At 68.7% G+C, this 16,082-nt stretch carries 14 protein-coding genes; 7 read left to right on the top strand and 7 right to left on the bottom strand.

The window, feature by feature from the left end:
- Nucleotides 1-55: 55 nt before the first annotated feature.
- The 5 genes from gabT to ACQEU1_RS41855 all read left to right on the top strand — a co-directional run bounded on the left by gabT (nucleotide 56) and on the right by ACQEU1_RS41855 (nucleotide 5,802).
- Entirely contained in the window at nucleotides 56-1,357 is a 1,302-nt protein-coding gene (gene gabT, locus ACQEU1_RS41875) for a 4-aminobutyrate--2-oxoglutarate transaminase (protein WP_433215289.1), read from the top strand.
- Nucleotides 1,354-2,664, top strand: coding sequence for an aldehyde dehydrogenase family protein (locus ACQEU1_RS41870; RefSeq protein WP_433215287.1), 1,311 nt, complete (start codon nucleotides 1,354-1,356; stop codon nucleotides 2,662-2,664). The genes gabT and ACQEU1_RS41870 overlap by 4 nt, the downstream gene beginning before the upstream one ends.
- Before the next feature lie 52 nt (nucleotides 2,665-2,716).
- The gene (locus tag ACQEU1_RS41865; protein ID WP_433215284.1) at nucleotides 2,717-3,679 is read left to right on the top strand and encodes a LacI family DNA-binding transcriptional regulator; all 963 of its coding nucleotides are present in this window, start codon (nucleotides 2,717-2,719) and stop codon (nucleotides 3,677-3,679) included.
- 69 nt (nucleotides 3,680-3,748) lie between these two features.
- Nucleotides 3,749-4,873 (top strand): glycoside hydrolase family 88/105 protein, encoded by a 1,125-nt coding sequence (locus ACQEU1_RS41860; protein ID WP_433215281.1) that lies wholly within the window; start codon nucleotides 3,749-3,751, stop codon nucleotides 4,871-4,873.
- 434 nt (nucleotides 4,874-5,307) lie between these two features.
- Nucleotides 5,308-5,802 carry a CAP family protein gene (locus ACQEU1_RS41855; protein ID WP_433215279.1) on the top strand — a complete coding sequence of 165 codons (495 nt, stop codon included), beginning with the start codon at nucleotides 5,308-5,310 and terminating at the stop codon, nucleotides 5,800-5,802.
- Between the two features lie 233 nt (nucleotides 5,803-6,035).
- On the opposite strand, the gene ACQEU1_RS41850 is transcribed toward ACQEU1_RS41855, so the two are convergent.
- Complete coding sequence (locus tag ACQEU1_RS41850) at nucleotides 6,036-6,554, bottom strand: hypothetical protein (protein ID WP_433215276.1); 519 nt, start codon at nucleotides 6,552-6,554, stop codon at nucleotides 6,036-6,038.
- A 112-nt stretch (nucleotides 6,555-6,666) separates the two neighbouring features.
- Between ACQEU1_RS41850 and ACQEU1_RS41845 the strand changes: the two genes are divergently transcribed.
- Entirely contained in the window at nucleotides 6,667-7,992 is a 1,326-nt protein-coding gene (locus ACQEU1_RS41845) for an amino acid permease (protein ID WP_433215274.1), read from the top strand.
- Here the strand turns inward: ACQEU1_RS41845 and ACQEU1_RS41840 are convergent.
- Nucleotides 7,946-9,928 carry an NPCBM/NEW2 domain-containing protein gene (locus tag ACQEU1_RS41840; protein ID WP_433215271.1) on the bottom strand — a complete coding sequence of 661 codons (1,983 nt, stop codon included), beginning with the start codon at nucleotides 9,926-9,928 and terminating at the stop codon, nucleotides 7,946-7,948. The two genes, ACQEU1_RS41845 and ACQEU1_RS41840, sit on opposite strands and share 47 nt — an antisense overlap.
- Nucleotides 9,925-12,723 (bottom strand): glycosyl hydrolase family 95 catalytic domain-containing protein, encoded by a 2,799-nt coding sequence (locus ACQEU1_RS41835; RefSeq protein WP_433215268.1) that lies wholly within the window; start codon nucleotides 12,721-12,723, stop codon nucleotides 9,925-9,927. The genes ACQEU1_RS41840 and ACQEU1_RS41835 overlap by 4 nt, the downstream gene beginning before the upstream one ends.
- Before the next feature lie 162 nt (nucleotides 12,724-12,885).
- Here ACQEU1_RS41835 and ACQEU1_RS41830 point away from each other — a divergent pair, with 162 nt between their 5' ends.
- Nucleotides 12,886-14,064, top strand: a complete 1,179-nt coding sequence (locus tag ACQEU1_RS41830; RefSeq protein ID WP_433215265.1) for a cytochrome P450 — start codon at nucleotides 12,886-12,888, stop codon at nucleotides 14,062-14,064.
- Between the two features lie 3 nt (nucleotides 14,065-14,067).
- Here the strand turns inward: ACQEU1_RS41830 and ACQEU1_RS41825 are convergent, their stop codons facing one another.
- From ACQEU1_RS41825 to ACQEU1_RS41810, 4 genes are all read right to left on the bottom strand, one after another.
- The gene (locus tag ACQEU1_RS41825; RefSeq protein WP_433215262.1) at nucleotides 14,068-14,589 is read right to left on the bottom strand and encodes a hypothetical protein; all 522 of its coding nucleotides are present in this window, start codon (nucleotides 14,587-14,589) and stop codon (nucleotides 14,068-14,070) included.
- Between the two features lie 147 nt (nucleotides 14,590-14,736).
- On the bottom strand, nucleotides 14,737-14,994 hold the full coding sequence (locus ACQEU1_RS41820) for a helix-turn-helix domain-containing protein (RefSeq protein WP_030479084.1): 258 nt from the start codon (nucleotides 14,992-14,994) through the stop codon (nucleotides 14,737-14,739).
- 266 nt (nucleotides 14,995-15,260) lie between these two features.
- On the bottom strand, nucleotides 15,261-15,884 hold the full coding sequence (locus ACQEU1_RS41815; protein WP_433215258.1) for a UdgX family uracil-DNA binding protein: 624 nt from the start codon (nucleotides 15,882-15,884) through the stop codon (nucleotides 15,261-15,263).
- A complete protein-coding gene (locus ACQEU1_RS41810) occupies nucleotides 15,862-16,041 on the bottom strand; it encodes a CsbD family protein (RefSeq protein ID WP_433215255.1) in 180 nt (59 codons plus the stop codon). Before ACQEU1_RS41810 ends, ACQEU1_RS41815 begins: the two co-directional genes overlap by 23 nt.
- Between the last annotated feature and the right edge of the window lie 41 nt (nucleotides 16,042-16,082).

The following is a 16,082-nucleotide window of genomic DNA, read 5'->3' as shown; positions in this document are numbered from 1 at the left end:
AAAGATCGCCACTTCAGACACTGCGCGGTGCCCTGACCAGGGTCATGCTTGCGACATGACCCGACTGCTGTCCAAGAGCCGACTGGTAACAGCCATCCCCGGCCCGAAGTCGCTGGAGCTCCAGGAGCGGCGCAAGGGCGCCGTCGCCGCCGGCGTCGGCTCCACGCTGCCCGTCTACGTCGACTCCGCCGACGACGGCCTGCTGATCGACGTCGACGGCAACCAGCTCATCGACCTCGGCTCCGGCATCGCCGTCACCGGTGTCGGCAACCCCGCGCCCGCCGTCGCCGAGTCGGTGCACGCGCAGATCGACAGGTTCAGCCACACCTGCTTCATGATCACGCCGTACGACAGCTACGTGGAGGTGTGCGAGCAGCTCAACGAGCTGACGCCCGGTGACCACGAGAAGCGGTCGGTGCTGTTCAACTCCGGCGCGGAGGCCGTCGAGAACGCCGTCAAGATCGCGCGGCACGTCACCGGCAGGCAGGCCGTCGTGGTGTTCGACCACGGCTACCACGGCCGCACGAACCTCACGATGGCGCTGACCGCCAAGAACATGCCGTACAAGCACCGGTTCGGCCCGTTCGCGCCCGAGGTGTACCGGGTGCCCGGCTCGTACCCGCTGCACGACGGCCTGACCGGTCCCGAGGCGGCCGCGCGGGCGATCGCGGCGATCGAGAAGCAGGTCGGTGCCGACAACACGGCCGCTCTCGTGATCGAGCCGATCCAGGGCGAGGGCGGGTTCATCGACCCTGCTCCCGGTTTCCTGCCGGCACTCGCGCAGTGGTGCCGGGAGCGGGGCGTGCTGTTCGTCGCCGACGAGATCCAGACGGGCTTCTGCCGCACCGGGGCGTGGTTCGCGCTCGACCACGAGGGCGTGGTGCCGGACCTGATCACCACGGCCAAGGGCATCGCGGGCGGGCTGCCGCTCGCCGCCGTCACCGGGCGCGCGGAGATCATGGACGCCGTGCACGTCGGTGGGCTCGGCGGCACGTACGGCGGCAACCCGGTGGCGTGCGCGGCGGCGCTCGGGGCGTTCCGGACGATGCGCGAACGCGACCTCAACGCCGCCGCCCAGCGCATCGGCGAGACCGCGCTGGCCCGGCTGCGGGCGATCGCGGAGAAGACCGACATCATCGCGGACATCCGCGGCCGTGGCGCGATGCTCGCCATCGAGTTCACCGAACGCACGCCCGATGTCGCCGCACGGGTCGCGAAGGCGTGCCACGACCAGGGCGTCGTCGTGCTGACGTGCGGCACGTACGGCAACGTGATCCGTCTGCTGCCCCCGCTGGTCATCCCGGACGACCTGCTCGCCGAAGGTCTCGACGTGCTCGAAGGAGCGTTGCTCGCATGATCGACTTCCACACCGCCACCGACGTCGAGGCCGCCGTTGCGCGCGCTGCCGCCGTTGCTCCCGAACTGGCCGCTCTGCCGGCACACCGCCGTGCGTCGGCGCTGGACCACGTGTCGCGGCGGCTGGCCGAACGGGCCGAGGAGTTCGCCGCCGCCATCAACGCCGACTCCGGCAAGCCGCTGAAGTGGGCGCGGATCGAGGTCACCCGCGCGATCTCCACGTTCCGCTGGGCCGCCGAGGAGGCGCGCCGGTTCTCCGGCGAGCTGCAGCGCCTCGACACCGACCCGTCCGCCGAGGGCCGTCTCGCGCTGGTCCGGCGGGTGCCGCGCGGCCCGGTGCTGGGCATCGCGCCGTTCAACTTCCCGCTGAACCTGGTGGCGCACAAGGTGGCGCCGTCGATCGCGGTGGGCGCGCCGATCGTGCTGAAGCCCGCGCCGTCCACGCCGGCGGTCGCGTTCCTGCTGGCCGAGGTGCTGGCGGAGACCGACCTGCCGGACGGGGCGTTCTCCATCCTGCACCTGTCCAACGAGGACACCGCGCGGCTGGTCGAGGACCCGCGGCTGCCGGTGGTGTCGTTCACCGGCTCCGGCCCGGTCGGCTGGGGCATCAAGGAACGCGTGCCGCGCAAGCACGTGACGCTGGAGCTCGGTGGCAACGCGGCCGCGATCGTCGCGCCCGACTGGCCGGACCTCGACTTCGCGGCGCAGCGCATCGCCACGTTCGCGATGTACCAGGCGGGGCAGTCGTGCATCTCGGTGCAGCGCGTGTTCGTGCACACCGACGTGTACGACGCGGTCGCGGAGGCCGTGGTGGCGCACGTGAACAAGCTCGACGTGGCGGGCGACGTCGGTCCGTTGATCAACGACGCGGCCGCGGACCGGGTCGCGGCGTGGGTCGAAGAGGCAGCCGCGAACGTGCTGACGGGCGGAACCCGCGACGGCCGGACGTACGCGCCGACCGTGCTGACCGACGTGCCGGAGGACTCGAAGGTCAACGCCGAGGAGGTGTTCGGGCCCGTCGTGACGCTGACGCGGGTCGCGAGCGTCGAGGAGGCGTTCGACCGGGTCAACTCGTCCCGGTACGGGCTGCAGGCCGGCCTGTTCACCACGGACGTGCGGCTGGCTTTCCGTGCGGCGCAACGGCTTCAGGTCGGTGGCGTGATCGTCGGCGACGTGCCGTCGTACCGCGCGGACCAGATGCCGTACGGCGGGGTGAAGGAGTCCGGGATCGGCCGCGAGGGCCTGCGGGCGGCGATGGACGACCTCACCGAACAGCGGGTGCTGGTGCTGACCGGTCTCGAACTGTAGGCATTCATCGGAGGTATGGCTCGCTCTTGACCTTGACTGCGATGATTTGCGCGTGGCCGTCACGATCAGGGATGTCGCTCGCCAGGCACAGGTCTCCGTCTCGACCGTCTCGCGCGCGTTGAGTGCGCCGGGGCTCGTCAAGGAAGCCACCCGGCAACGGGTTCTGGACGTGGTCGCGGGGCTCGGCTACCAGCCGAACCGCGCGGCCCGCAGCCTGATCACCGGCCGCACCGGGAACCTCGGCATCGTGGTGCCCGACCTGACCAACCCGTTCTTCCCGTCGATCCTGCGCGGGGTGCAGACGAGGGCGGGCGAGGCGGGCACCTCGGTGTTCTTCTGCGACAGCAGGGAGGACCCGCGGACGGAGGCCGAGCTCGTGCGCACGATGGCGTCCCAGGTGGACGGCGTGGTGCTGTGCGCGTCGCTGCTGTCGGACGAGCAGGTCGTGGAGCTCGCGGAACTGACGCCGCTGGTGCTGGTCAACCGCCTGGTGCCGGGCGTCTCGTCGGTGCTGATGGACAGCGCCAACGGCATGGAGCAGGTCGTCGAGCACGTGGAGTCGTTGGGGCACAAGGACTACGTGTACCTGGGCGGCCCGTCCGCGGCGTGGTCGAACAACCGCCGCATGCAGGGCCTGCGCGGCCGGGCGCACGTGCTCGGCTCGTTCGAACCGAACTTCAACGGCGGCTACACGGCGGCCGAGCAGGCGCTGCGGACCGGCGCGACGGCGTTCATCTGCTACAACGACCTGATCGCGCTGGGCGTGCTCGCGTACCTCGCGGAACACGACGTCCGCGTGCCGGAGCAGATCAGCGTGACCGGGTTCGACGACATCCTCTACGCGACGATGTGCTCGCCCGCGCTGACGACCGTGCACATGCCGACGGAGTCCGCCGGCGAGGTCGCGGTGGATCTTCTCGCCACGCTGCTCGACGGCGGCCCGGTGCAGCACCAGGAACTCCCGACAAAGCTCGTGGTTCGCGCAAGCACGACCAAACATCCGATGTCCGCTTGACGACCGGTCCGGCAACCGGGAATGCTCCTCCTTGCCTCCGCCGCCATAGGTTCGTAGGAGGAGCACGGAGTGAGGACAGCACGTTTCCTCGGCACACTCGTCTTGTCGTTGGCACTCATAGCCCCAACACCCGCGCACGCCGCCCCGTCCGACTGGTCGAAGGCCGTGGTCGACTCGACCATGAAGCGCTTCACACCGGCAGAGCTCGGCGGTTGGGGTTACACGAGGGGTCTGTACCTGTACGGCCAATACCTCGTCTACAAGCGCACGGGTGAGCGCAAGTACCTCGACTACATCAAGGCGTGGGTAGACCGCTTCGTCCACGCCGACGGCAGCATCGACAACAGCTTCAGCAACCTCGACGCGATGCGCTCGGCGACGTTGCTCATCGTCCTGCACCAGGAAACGGGCCAGGCGAAGTACAAGAAGGCGGCCGACAAGGTACGCGCGCGCTTCACCACATACCCGCGCACGGCAGACGGCGGCATGTTCCACGCCACGAGCAAAACGGGCCAACTGTGGGCGGACGGCGTCTACATGGCACAGCCGTTCATCGCCATGTACGCCAAGGCCTACAACGACCCGTACGGCTACGACGAGGCCGTACGCAACATGCGCGCCTACTACACACACCTGAAGTCCGACGACGGCCTGCTCTGGCACGCCTACGACGCCGACGGCTCAGAACCGTGGGCTCACAGTGCAGGCAAGCACTCGTCCGAACACTGGGCGCGCGCCATCGGCTGGTTCGGCATGACCGCCATCGACCTGCTGGACGTCCTGCCCGCCGACCACCCCGGCAGAGCGGACCTCATCGCCATCGTCCGGCACCTGGCCACGGGCTACACCCGCTACCAGGACGCCACGACGGGCCGCTGGTGCCAAATCGTCGACAAGTGCGCCGACCCGCACAACTGGACCGAGACCTCGGCGTCGTCGATGTACACCTTCATGCTCGCGCGCGGCGTGGCCCGCGGCTACCTCGACGCCTCGTACCAACAGGCAGCACTCAAGGGCTACCGCGGCGTGCTGGCCAAGGCGTCAGTCGGCACGACGGGCCTGACCGACATCAAGGACATCTCCGAGGGCACCAACGTAGGCGACGCCGCCTACTACTACGGCCGCAAACGCGTCACGAACGACTTCCACGGCCTAGGCGCATTCCTCATCATGAACGAACAACTGGCCCACTAACCACTCAGGCCGCGAGGGAGTCGCTTCGGGTGACTCCCTCGCGCGGCCTGTGGAGCAGTGCCGGCCTTCGGCGAACCGAGTCCGCCCGCCGATCTCTAGTCGTAGCCCCGAACGTGCCCGTCCTCGTCGGCGAGAATTTCGTAGCCATCCATGCCAAGCTCCTTCCGCTGGTGTTCGACATCACAAACCATAGAACCTCGACCGCGTCCTGTGGAGTGAATTTGCACCGCAACCGGGGTAGCCATCGGTAACCCAAGGGGGTCATAGGGGGTATCGCCAGAGCGTTACACCACCCGTGACCTGCCTCACACTCCAAGGCTACGCCACGACTACACAGCGCCTATCAAGACAGCAGATTCAACCCGGGGTATTGCCCACCATGCCCCATTTAGGGGACAACACGAGTCATGCGTTGGATGCTCACCGTAATCACCGTGGCCGTCACCCTGAGCCTCACAACCCCTACCGCCCACGCCGAGGACCCCGCCACGAAGGCGGCGGAACTCGTCAACACCTACCGCGCAAAGCACGGCGCACCGCCCCTCTCACTCGATTCCGAAGTGTCAAGAACCGCGCAAGAATGGGCGGACCACCTCCAGTCCACAAATGGCTTCGAACACCGCCCGGACAACCCTTACGGCGAGAACCTGTACGAGACGGGACGCAGCAGGCCAATCGATACAGTGATCGGTAAAGCTCTGGAGGACTGGTACAACGAATCGCGTCACTACAACTACGACAAAGAGATGACGCCTTCGAACGTCGACCTCTCCGTGCTCCACTTCACGGCGCTGGTCTGGAAGTCCTCGACGCGCCTGGGCGTGGGCATCTCGCAGGGCCGCAACGGCACCTACGTGGTGGTCAACTTCGCCGAACGAGGCAACACCCTGAACCACTTCAGGGCGAACGTCCTCCGCCCCACCACGTAACGACGAGCCAAGAGCACGCGACCACCGCCAACGCAACCACCAACGCAACAGGCAGCCGCCCAGCACAAACAGGCGTGCCATCAACCCGCGAGTGGCGCGGTGCCCCCCGATCAGATTGCCGGGGGTCTGAGGGCAGAGCCCCCGGAGGGAAGCACGCAAGGCGAACCCGCCACCCGCAACCGGGGAACCCTACGAAACCGGCGCGACCAACCAAGCTCACCGCAGCCCGGCCGTCACCGCAGCCCGGCGGTCTCCGTAACAGCCCTCAACGCCGCCACCACAGCCGAGAACGGCGGCAAAGCCGGCCCACCAGCCGCAGGCTCTCCCAGCCACCGCACCCCACCCCCGTCGATCCGCGACGGCGGCAACGGCACCAACGTCCCCAGCCGGTGCGTCAAGGCCCCCCGAGCCCGTAACCGGATCAGGTTCACCTGCGAGGCCGAGTCCGCCGACCCTGTCAGGATCAGCCACCGCCCGGAAGGCAGCACCACCACCGGCCCGGCCAGCATCCGCACGGCCAGGTAGTGCTGCACCTCGCCGCCCACGCCCGCGGGCATCTCCACCGCGGACACGCAGTGGTCGGTGGTCAGCAGCAGCCGGTTCTCCGAGCGCAGCACGAGCCACCCCCAGCCCGAGTAACGCTCCAGCGCGCCGGAGAACGTGTCGAGTTGCGGCAACACACCTGACGGCAACGTTCCCGGCGGCAATGCGGCGGACGTTCCGGACGGCAGTACTCCCTTAGGCGAGTTCATCGGTCTCACCCTTCTTCGGCTTCGGTGTAACCCCGATCACACGATTTGACTCTCCGTCGCCATGAACTCACTATCGGGCCGCCATCGGGACACTCGAACGGGGCTGGAGAGCGTGACTCACCTGCGGGAACGACATGTGACCATGATCGCGTTGGGCGGCGTGATCGGAGCTGGTCTGTTCGTCGGGACAGGGGCCGGCATCGCGTTGGCGGGGCCCGCCGTGCTCATCTCGTTCGGGCTCGCCGGAATTCTGGCCCTGCTCGTGATGCGCATGCTCGGGGAAATGGCGGCCGAGTACCCGAGTGGCGGCGCGTTCTCCGTTCACGCGGAAAAGGCGCTCGGGCCGTGGGCAGGGTTCACGGTCGGCTGGACGTACTGGGCGGCGGTCGGGGTGGTGCTCGCGGTCGAGGCGACCGGGGCCGCCAAGATCGCGGCCGGGTGGGTGCCGAGCGTCCCCCAGTGGGCGTGGGTGTTGCTGTTCATGGCGGTGCTGACGGTGGTGAACCTCGGCAACGTGCGGAGCTTCGGCGAGTTCGAGTTCTGGTTCGCGGGGCTGAAGGTCGCGGCGATCGTGGTCTTCCTCGGGCTGGGCGTGCTCGCCATCGCGGGCCTCCTCCCCGGCACGGAGTCGCCGGGAACTCAGAACCTCCAGGACTTCCTGCCCAACGGGTGGGGTGGCGTGCTCGCCGCGTTCATGGCCACGGTGTTCGCGTTCGGCGGGCTCGAGGTCATCACGATCGCCGCCGCCGACGCGGAAGACCCGAGGCACGCCATCAAGAAGGCGCTGCGGACCGCCATGACCCGGCTGCTCGTCTTCTACCTCGGGTCGATGGTCGTGGTCGTGACGCTGCTGCCGTGGAACGACTCCGACGTCGGCGCCAGCCCGTACGTCGCCGTGCTGAACCGGCTCGGCATCCCGGCCGCCGGGCAGATCATGAACGTCGTCATCTTCGTGGCCCTGCTGAGCGCCATCAACGCCACCCTCTACGGCGCCGCGCGCATGCTGAGCTCGCTCGCCGAACGCCAGGAAGCCCCCAAGGCACTGCTGGCCAGGACCAACGGGGTGCCGCGCAACGCCGTGCTGGCGTCCACCGCGTTCGGGTTCTTCTCGGTGCTGCTCAACTACCTGTGGCCCGACACGGTGTTCCTGTTGCTCCTCAACGCCGTGGGCTCGGCCCTGCTGGTCGTGTGGGGCTTCGTGGCGGTCTCGCAGATCAAGCTCCGCCGCACCATCCAGAACCCGACGGTCCCCATGTGGGGTTATCCGTATCTCTCCTACGCCGCGCTCGCCGTGATCGTCGGCATCATCGGGCTCATGCTGGCCGACGAGCAGGCCCGCGGGCAGATCCTGTCCACGGGCGTGCTCGTCGCCGCTGTGGCAGCGACAGCCGTCAGCAGGTCAGCCTGGCGCCGGCGAAGTCTCCGCGATCGAACCTGACCCCGTCGCCGCCATCGGCCACGACCAGGCGCAGGAACCGAGCCCCCACCAGCGAACCCGACACCGGCACCGCGTCGTCGCGCCACGTCCGCAGCCCGCTGTCGGCGACCTTCGTGCCGTCCGCCCAGACCTCGAAGACCGCCGACCCGAGCTGGTTCACGTCCCGCTCGTCGTCGATGCCGACATCAGAAGAAAACGCGGTGCAACGCCCTCCCAGGTAGAGGATCATCTCCGCCTGGGCGTGCGCGCCGAGCCCCTTCTCGTACGTCTTCCCGTTGATGGTCAACGTCCTGCCGTCCCCACCGAGGTAGCCGCCGTTCGACCGGTCGCGCTCCACCGGCCCGTAGCCACTGCGCTCGGTGGTGAACCGCACGTCGCTCGCCCACACGGACCCCACCGGTCCAGGCACCGGCACCAGGACGGCGGCCTCCACCGGACGCGACAACCGCCCGTGCCCCACCCAGGTCGCGCCGAAAGACCCGCCCACCGCGTGTACCCCCGGTGTAACCCCAGCCGGGGGTGTGACCCTCCACCGGCTCTGCACCGACTGCGAGGTCAGCAGCACCGGCGCACGCTCGGAGGAAAGCCTCTCCACCTTCCACCCGGCAGGCGCGGAGAACGACGTCGACGCGGTCAGCAACGGGACCGGCGCCTGGTTCACGGCGGTCACACCGACCTCGAACGACTCCCCCGCGGGCGTGATCGTCCCCGGCACCCCGGGCACCGAGGCCACCACGTCCAGCGAGGTGTCCACGGCCGGCGCGTGCCGGTACCAGTCCTGCGACGCCTTGACCCGGAAGATCGCCGTCCCGTGCGGCGGCAACGAGGCCGAGATCTGCCCTGCCGACTGGAAGTCGCGCCCGGTCCACAGATCCCGCACGGTGTACCCGACCGACGACGGCAACCCGGCGGACCGCGCCGAGATGGACAACGTCGCGTTGACCTCGGACTCGTTGAACAGGGCCACCGCTTTGTCCCCGTTGGACAGCGGCTTCACGAACACCCACCGCCCGTCCTCCTGCGACACCACCTTCCCCTGCACGCCAAGGGAATCCTGGTTCACCGCGATGATCTCCCGGTTCCGCAGGATCTCCAGGTGCTCGGCAGAGACCTTGCGCAGGTCGGCCCCGATCAGCAACGGCGCCGCCATGATCGACCACAGCGCGAACTGGCTCCGGTACTCGACCGTCGTCTGCTGCCCGTTGCCGACCTCCAGCATGTCGGGGTCGTTCCAGTGCCCAGGCCCGGCATACGCGTCGAGCGGCGCGTTCAGCTTCAGGATCTCGACGGTCTTCGACCACGTGTCGTTGATGTCCCCGGTGGTCCGCCACAGCTGCCCGACGCCCTTGCCCCACTCCCAGGGCTTGTTCTGCCCCCACTCGCAGATCGAGTAGACGATCGGACGGCCGGTGGCCCGCAGCGCGTCCCGCATCTTCGTGTACCGCTCCAGCGCGGGACGTCCCTCGTTGTTGCAGTTGTCGTACTTCAGGTAGTCGACGCCCCAGTCCGCGAACGTCCGCGCGTCGACCTCCTCGTGGTCCAGCGATCCGGGCATCGTCCGCGCGCAGGTCTGCACCCCGGCGCTCGTGTAGATGCCGAACTTCAGGCCGCGGGCGTGGACGTAGTCCGCCAGCGCCTTCATCCCGCTGGGAAACCGCACGGGGTGGTGCCGCAGCCGTCCGGTGGCGGGGTCGCGGGTCGCGTCCGCCCAGCAGTCGTCGACGTTGACGTACCGGTATCCGGCGTCCTTCAACCCCTTCGACACGAAGATGTCCGCCATGTCGCGGATCATCTGCTCGTTGATGTCGCACCCGGTGGTGTTCCAGTTGTTGAACCCCATCGGCGGCGTCAGGGCCAGTGCCGGCTCGGCGGCAGCGTGCGACACAGGAACCAGGGACGCCAGAACCAGCGTCAGCGCGGTGAGCAAGGATCTCACTTCGGCTTCTCCAAGGTGATCGCGAAGACGTGCAGGCGCGGCCCGCTCGTCCTGGGGAGGATGACGGCGGAGAGCTCGCGCGCGGGATCGACGGCGACGACCTGGTGGAAGATCGACACCTGCCGCGTGACAGGCCCGGACGGTGTGTGCATCAACGTCGTGGCAACAGGTTCCGACTCACCGAACTGCGGCCGCTGCTGCCACGCGGTCACCCGGAACGGCACCGGCTCGGCACCATCGGCGTACCCCAGAGCCCCGGTAGCCTCGACGTTCCCGACGTCGCCGGCCGCCAACAGGTGCAACTTCCCATACCTGCCACCAGGAACAGCGACGGACTGCCCGGCGCAGACGACGTTGTTGAGACTGGCCTCGTCCCCGTTGTAGAACTCGAACAGCACCCCGTCGTCCACCACCGACCCGGTCTGCGGCAGCTGCGCGGCCGGATAGGTGTTGCCCGCACCGTCGAAGTCCCCGTCCCGGCTCGTGAACTCGTTCGACAGCCCGTCGTTGTCGAACGCCCCGCGCAGATCCACCGGCACCGCGCTCCCGCCCGGCGGCAACGCGGGCAGCCCCCACCGCCGGGCGGGCGAGGTGATCCGCACCGGCGCGATCGTGAAGTCCCGCTCGCCTCGTGCGTGGATCAACGCCTCGGCCCCGCGCCGCAGCTCCAGCGACACCACGCCGTCCCGCAGGCTCCACGCACAGCCGCGCACCACCAGCGGCTCCTCGATGCCCGTGCGCACCCGGCACGGCTGACCGGCCTCGCTGCGCACCCGCACGAACCGCGTCCGCCCACCTCGCCGCACCGCGCTCACCAGGAACGCGCCCTCGGTCCGGGTGTCGTGGATCGTCACGTCCTGCCACACCGCGGGAACGGCGGGAAAGATCCGGATCAACCCGCCCCAGCTCTGGACCAGCATGTCCTGCAACGACTTCGCGGCGCTCAGCGGCGTCTCGATCACGGGCCCCGCCTCGAAGTACGTGGTGTTGGGCTGCGCGAACCGCGCCACGAACTCCCGCAGGTACCGCAGCGCGTCGTCGCCGGAGGTCATCTGGGCCGCGATCGACGCCGCACCGGTGAAGGTGAAGCCCCGCAACGACCCCTCGAAGCTCAGCCAGTGCCGCAACGACCGCGCGATGAGGTCACGGCGTTCCGGCTGCTCCCAGTTCACCTCGCCCAACGGGTAGACCGCGAGCAGGTGCGAGTAGTGCCGGTGCGACTTCGCGAACGGCACCCCCGCCCCGATCATGAACCCGCCCGCGTCCACCGGGTACTCGACGAGCCGGTCCAGCACCTCCTGCCACCGCGGCAGCAACGGGTCGGCGATCCGCAGCAGCCGCGCCGACTCGATCAGCGTCCGGCACGACCAGCGCAGCAACGCGAGGTCGTAGTTGCAGTCCGGCGCCACGCCGTACTCGGGCGAGTAGGTCGGCAGCAGGTGCAGCCGGCCGTCGTCGCCCTTGCGCAGGAAGTGCAGGTAGTAGTTGGTGGACCGGCGCAGCACCGGGAAGACCGTGTCGCGCAGCACCCGTTCGTCCATGCTGTGCCGGTAGTGCAGCCACGCGTTGTGCAGCAGCCACGGCAGGTTCCCGATCTCCGGGTCCGGCGACGGGTGCAGCGGCGACCCGACGAACCCGGCGTCCTGGAACGTCGGATCCGTGCTGCGCCGCAACCCCATCGAGTCGGCCCGGAACTCCGGCCGCAGCGCGTCGACCAGGATCTGCTGGTTCTCCGCCACGGTCCGCGGAATCGGGTCGAGCTCCAGGTGGTTCGACGCCAGGGCGGGCCAGTACTCCAGCTGGGCGTTGAGGTTGAACCACACCGAGGGCCACGGCGTCGGCTCCAGCCACGGCCCGGTCGTCGGCATGATCGGCGCCTCTGCCCGCGCCCCGGACGCGAGCTTGTACAGCTGGATCCAGTAGAAGCTCTGCATCAACGCGTCCGGCACCGACACGAAGCTCTTGCGGTAGAAGCGATGCCACCACCGCTGGTGCTGCTGCCGCAACACTTCCGGCGCAAGCGCTGTCGTCACCGCGGTCCTCACCGACGCCTCCGCCGTGCGGTCCGGGAACGAGTGGTCGACGGACAGCAGGAGCTCCGTGCGGCCACGCCGTTGCGAGATCCGGTACGCGGTCGCGGTCTGCCCGCCCGCCACCATCTCCTGCGTCACGAGGGTGAGCCCGCCGACGGTGCGCGTCACCGGTTTCGGGTTGGGCGGGAACGTCGCGGGCGGCGGTTCGCGGATCGTGCGCGGGCTCACCGCGTCCAGCGCCTGGAACGCGAGCGCGACCCGTTCGCCGCCGGACGCGCGAACCTCCAGGTGCAGCAACGACTTCGAGGCGTGCACGAACAACCGGACGGCCAGCTCGCCGAGGTCCGTCACGATCGTGCCGCGCAGCTCCGCGTTCCACAGGTCGAGCCGCAGGTCGACGCCGGTGATCGTGCCGGCGGGCGTCAGCAGCACCCGCCCGACCGGCAGCCGCGCGACACCCCACTCATTGCCGAACTGCGGCCGGTGGTCCTGCACCTTCGCGTGGTCCACGGTGAACCGCACCGCGTTCGCACCGGGCTCTCGGTAGACCGAGGTGGCGAGGAAACCGTTGCCCAGGAACGGTCCCTCGTACCAGGCGCGCGGAACCCGTTGCCATACCAGGTCCTGCTCACCGAGGAAGGACTCCCAGTCGATCCTGGTCTCGCACCCGCCGGAGGAGGCCGCCGACGCCCCCGCTGGCAACGCCGTGAGCGCCGCCCCCGCCACCACTCCGCCGAACAAGCCGCGCCGCGAAAGATCCACTCCTGCACCCTTCGAGTCTGCGGCGGCGGAGCCAAAGATCGGAGGTGTTCTTGCTCGTCGCAGCGTAGGACGCCCCATCGAGACGGTCAATACCGGTCAAGCCTCGGATGAAAGCGTTTACCGGAAGTACGCTCGCTCAGCCGCAGACCTTGGAGGATGCTCATGACAGCGCGTGCCTACCCGTTCGGTCCGGCGAACGGGCTCGACGTCGACCCGACCTACCTCCGGCTCCAGCAGGACGAACCGCTCGCCCGCGTCCAGCTCCCGCACGGCGAGGAGGGCTGGCTGCTCACCCGGTACGAGGACGTGCGCCTGGCGCTCAGCGACCCGAGGTTCAGCCTCGCGCAGGCGGCCGTGCGGGACACCCCGCGGATGGGCCCGGTGCGGATGGGCGCGATCCTCACCGACCTCGACCCGCCGGACCACACGCGGTTGCGCCGCCTGCTCGCGCACGCGTTCACCGCGCGCCGCGTAGAACAGTTGCGTGCGAACGCCGAACGCCTGGCGCACGACCTGCTGGACGCGGTGGAGCAGGCGGGACCGCCGGCCGATCTGCTCACCGCGTACGCGATTCCGTTGCCCGGCTTGATGATCTGCGACCTGCTCGGCGTCCCGTACGCCGACCGCGACCACTTCCAGGACCTCGCCGCCGCGTTCATGTCGATCACGGCGATGACCGACGACGAGAAGCTGGCGCGGCTGGGCGAGCTCGCGGCCTACCTCGCGGATCTCGCCGGGCAGCGCCGCGTCCACCAGGAGGACGACCTGATCAGCGCGCTGGTCGTGGCCCAGGAGGAGGGCGACCGCCTCACCGAGGAAGAACTGGTGCAGCTCACGGTGTTGCTGCTCGGCGCCGGCTACGACTCGACGGCCGCCCACATCGCGAACTCCGTGCACACGCTGCTGCAGTTCCCCGGCCAGGCCGCCCTGCTGCGCTCGAACCCGGACCTGATGCCCGGTGCCGTCGAGGAGCTGCTGCGGTGGATCCCCGCGCAGGAGATCTCGGACATCCTGCCCCGCTACGCCCTGGAGGACGTCCACCTCAGCGGCGGGGTGGTGCGCGCGGGCGAACCGGTCCTGCTCGCGAAGCACGCGGCCAACCGCGACCCGCGGCGGTTCCCGGACCCCGGCCGGTTCGACGTGACGCGAAATGCCAAGGGGCACCTCACGTTCGGGCACGGGCCGCACCACTGCATCGGCGCGCAACTGGCGCGAATGGACGTCCAGGTGGCACTGACCGCGCTGCTGGAACGGTTCCCGGACCTGCGGTTGACCGCCGACGTGGAATGGCGGACCGGCATGGCCATGCGGGGTCCGCTGGCCATGCCGGTCACCTGGTGACGATCAGCCGGTGACGTTCTTCAGCCGGTAGGGCTTGTACTTCTTGTCCTTCAGGCCGTACGTGAGCACGCGGTGGTCGGTGCCGTGGCTGCCGCGCTGCTCGTAGGCCCAGTAGGACTGGTTGGCCTTGTCCCACTTCTCGAAGATCACGACGTGGCGGAAGTCGTCGCCGGGTTCGTCGACCGCGTCGATGAACAGATCACCCGGTTTCATGTCCGCGATCTTGATGGGCGTCGTGTACTTGCTCGTCGCGAGAGCAACGGTGTTCGGGCCGCCCTTGGGATTGTCCTTCCCCAGGTTCGCAGCCATCGAAACATAACCCGAACAATCCGTCCGGTACCCGTCCTTCCAGTACTTCGACATGCTGTACGGGACCTGCTTGCCGTTGTTCGCGGTCAGCCACACGGCCGCCCGCTTGAGCACGTCACCCCTGCTGATCTGCGCTTCTGCCGTCGCGGACGCCGTGGGAGCACCGACCAGAGCGAACGCCAGGAACGCGGCGATGAGACTTGAAACGAATTTCACAATTTCCCCCTGCTTCGAGAAGAGCGAATCTCGCCGTTCCACCGGAGCACGCGGAAAAAGTCGAAGTCAAGGATCGTCCGGAAACTGCCGCTCTTACCCGACTTTCGTGGTAACTCGTCCGAGCGGTTCGGTCAACGATCGAGGGAACTACGCCGACCGGCTTTGCGGGGTCAGCAGTTCGTTGATGGAATCGAGCGAGATCCCGAGTGCGCCCGCCAGGGCGGCGATGGTGAAGAAGGAGGGCGTGGGAGCGCGTCCCGTCTCGATCTTGCGCACGGTCTCCGCGGACAGTCCGGCGCGAGCCGCGATCTCGACCATGCTCTCCTCGCCGCGGGCGTCCCGCAGCAACTGGCCGAGCCGCCTGCCGCGCTCCCGTTCCAGCGACGTCAGTGGGATGCGCACCATGCCTGCGGATTCTACGCGAACCGGGCGGGCGGCGTGGCGTGAGAAAAGTCCGTTGCACGGCCATGCGGAGCAGGCATAGGTTCGCAGTACACAAGAGAGGAGGTGGTCCAAAGTTGTATAGCTACAGGACTCGTGAGGTGGCTGTCCGCTAGGACCGCCTTTGGTGACGCCTAAGCGCAAAACCAGGCAGCCACCCGACCCCCGGACTTCGAGCGCTGGTCCCGCTCGGCCTGCTCGCGCAGGAGTCGTCCGGGGGTTGTCCCGTTTCAGGACTTCTTCAGCGCCACCAGATCGGCCACGAACTGCTCGTAGGCCTCGGTGAAGTTCTCCGCCCGCACGACCGCGGACGGGTGCACGGTCACGCCGACGCGCAACCCGTCGTGCTCCAGCACCTCGCCGCGGTGCTCGGTGAGCTTGAACGATGGTCCCAGAAGTGCTTTCGCCGCCACGGCGCCCAGCGCGACGACCAACCGGGGCTTCACCACCCGGATCTCCTCGCGCAGCCACGGGAAGCACGCGACGACCTCGCCACGCCGGGGCTGCTGGTGGATCCGGCGCTTGCCGCGTTCGACGAACCGGAAGTGCTTCACGGCGTTCGTCAGGTAGGTCTTCTCGCGCTTGATCCCGGCGTCGGCCAGCGCCTTGTCGAGCAACCGCCCGGCGGGCCCCACGAAGACGTGGCCCTCGGTGTCCTCGTGATCTCCGGGACACTCCCCCACCATCATCAGCCGCGCCGGCACGGGTCCCTCGCCGAACACGGTCTGCGTGGCGTCGTGGAAGAGCTCACACCCCTGGCAGTCCGCCGCGGCCGCGCGCAAAGCCGCCCAGCTCCTCCCCTCGGGGACGAACTGGGCGGCTCCAGTGGTCTTACTTGCCGGACTTGAAGGCATCCTTGACCTTCTCGCCGGCCTGCTTGAGAGCTCCCTTGGCGCGCTCCGCGCGGCCCTCGGCCTGCCACTGCTGGTTGTCGGTGGCGTCGCCGACGGCTTCCTTCGCGCGGCCCTTGAGCTCTTCCGCCTTGTTCTCGAACTTCTCATCGGCACCCATGCAACTCGGTTACCCGGCGAGCACCGTCTGAAACAGTTGAT

It is taken from the genome of Lentzea sp. CA-135723, from assembly GCF_050936595.1.
Classification (GTDB): Bacteria; Actinomycetota; Actinomycetes; order Mycobacteriales; family Pseudonocardiaceae; genus Lentzea.
This window is presented reverse-complemented; position numbering and strand designations above follow the sequence as displayed.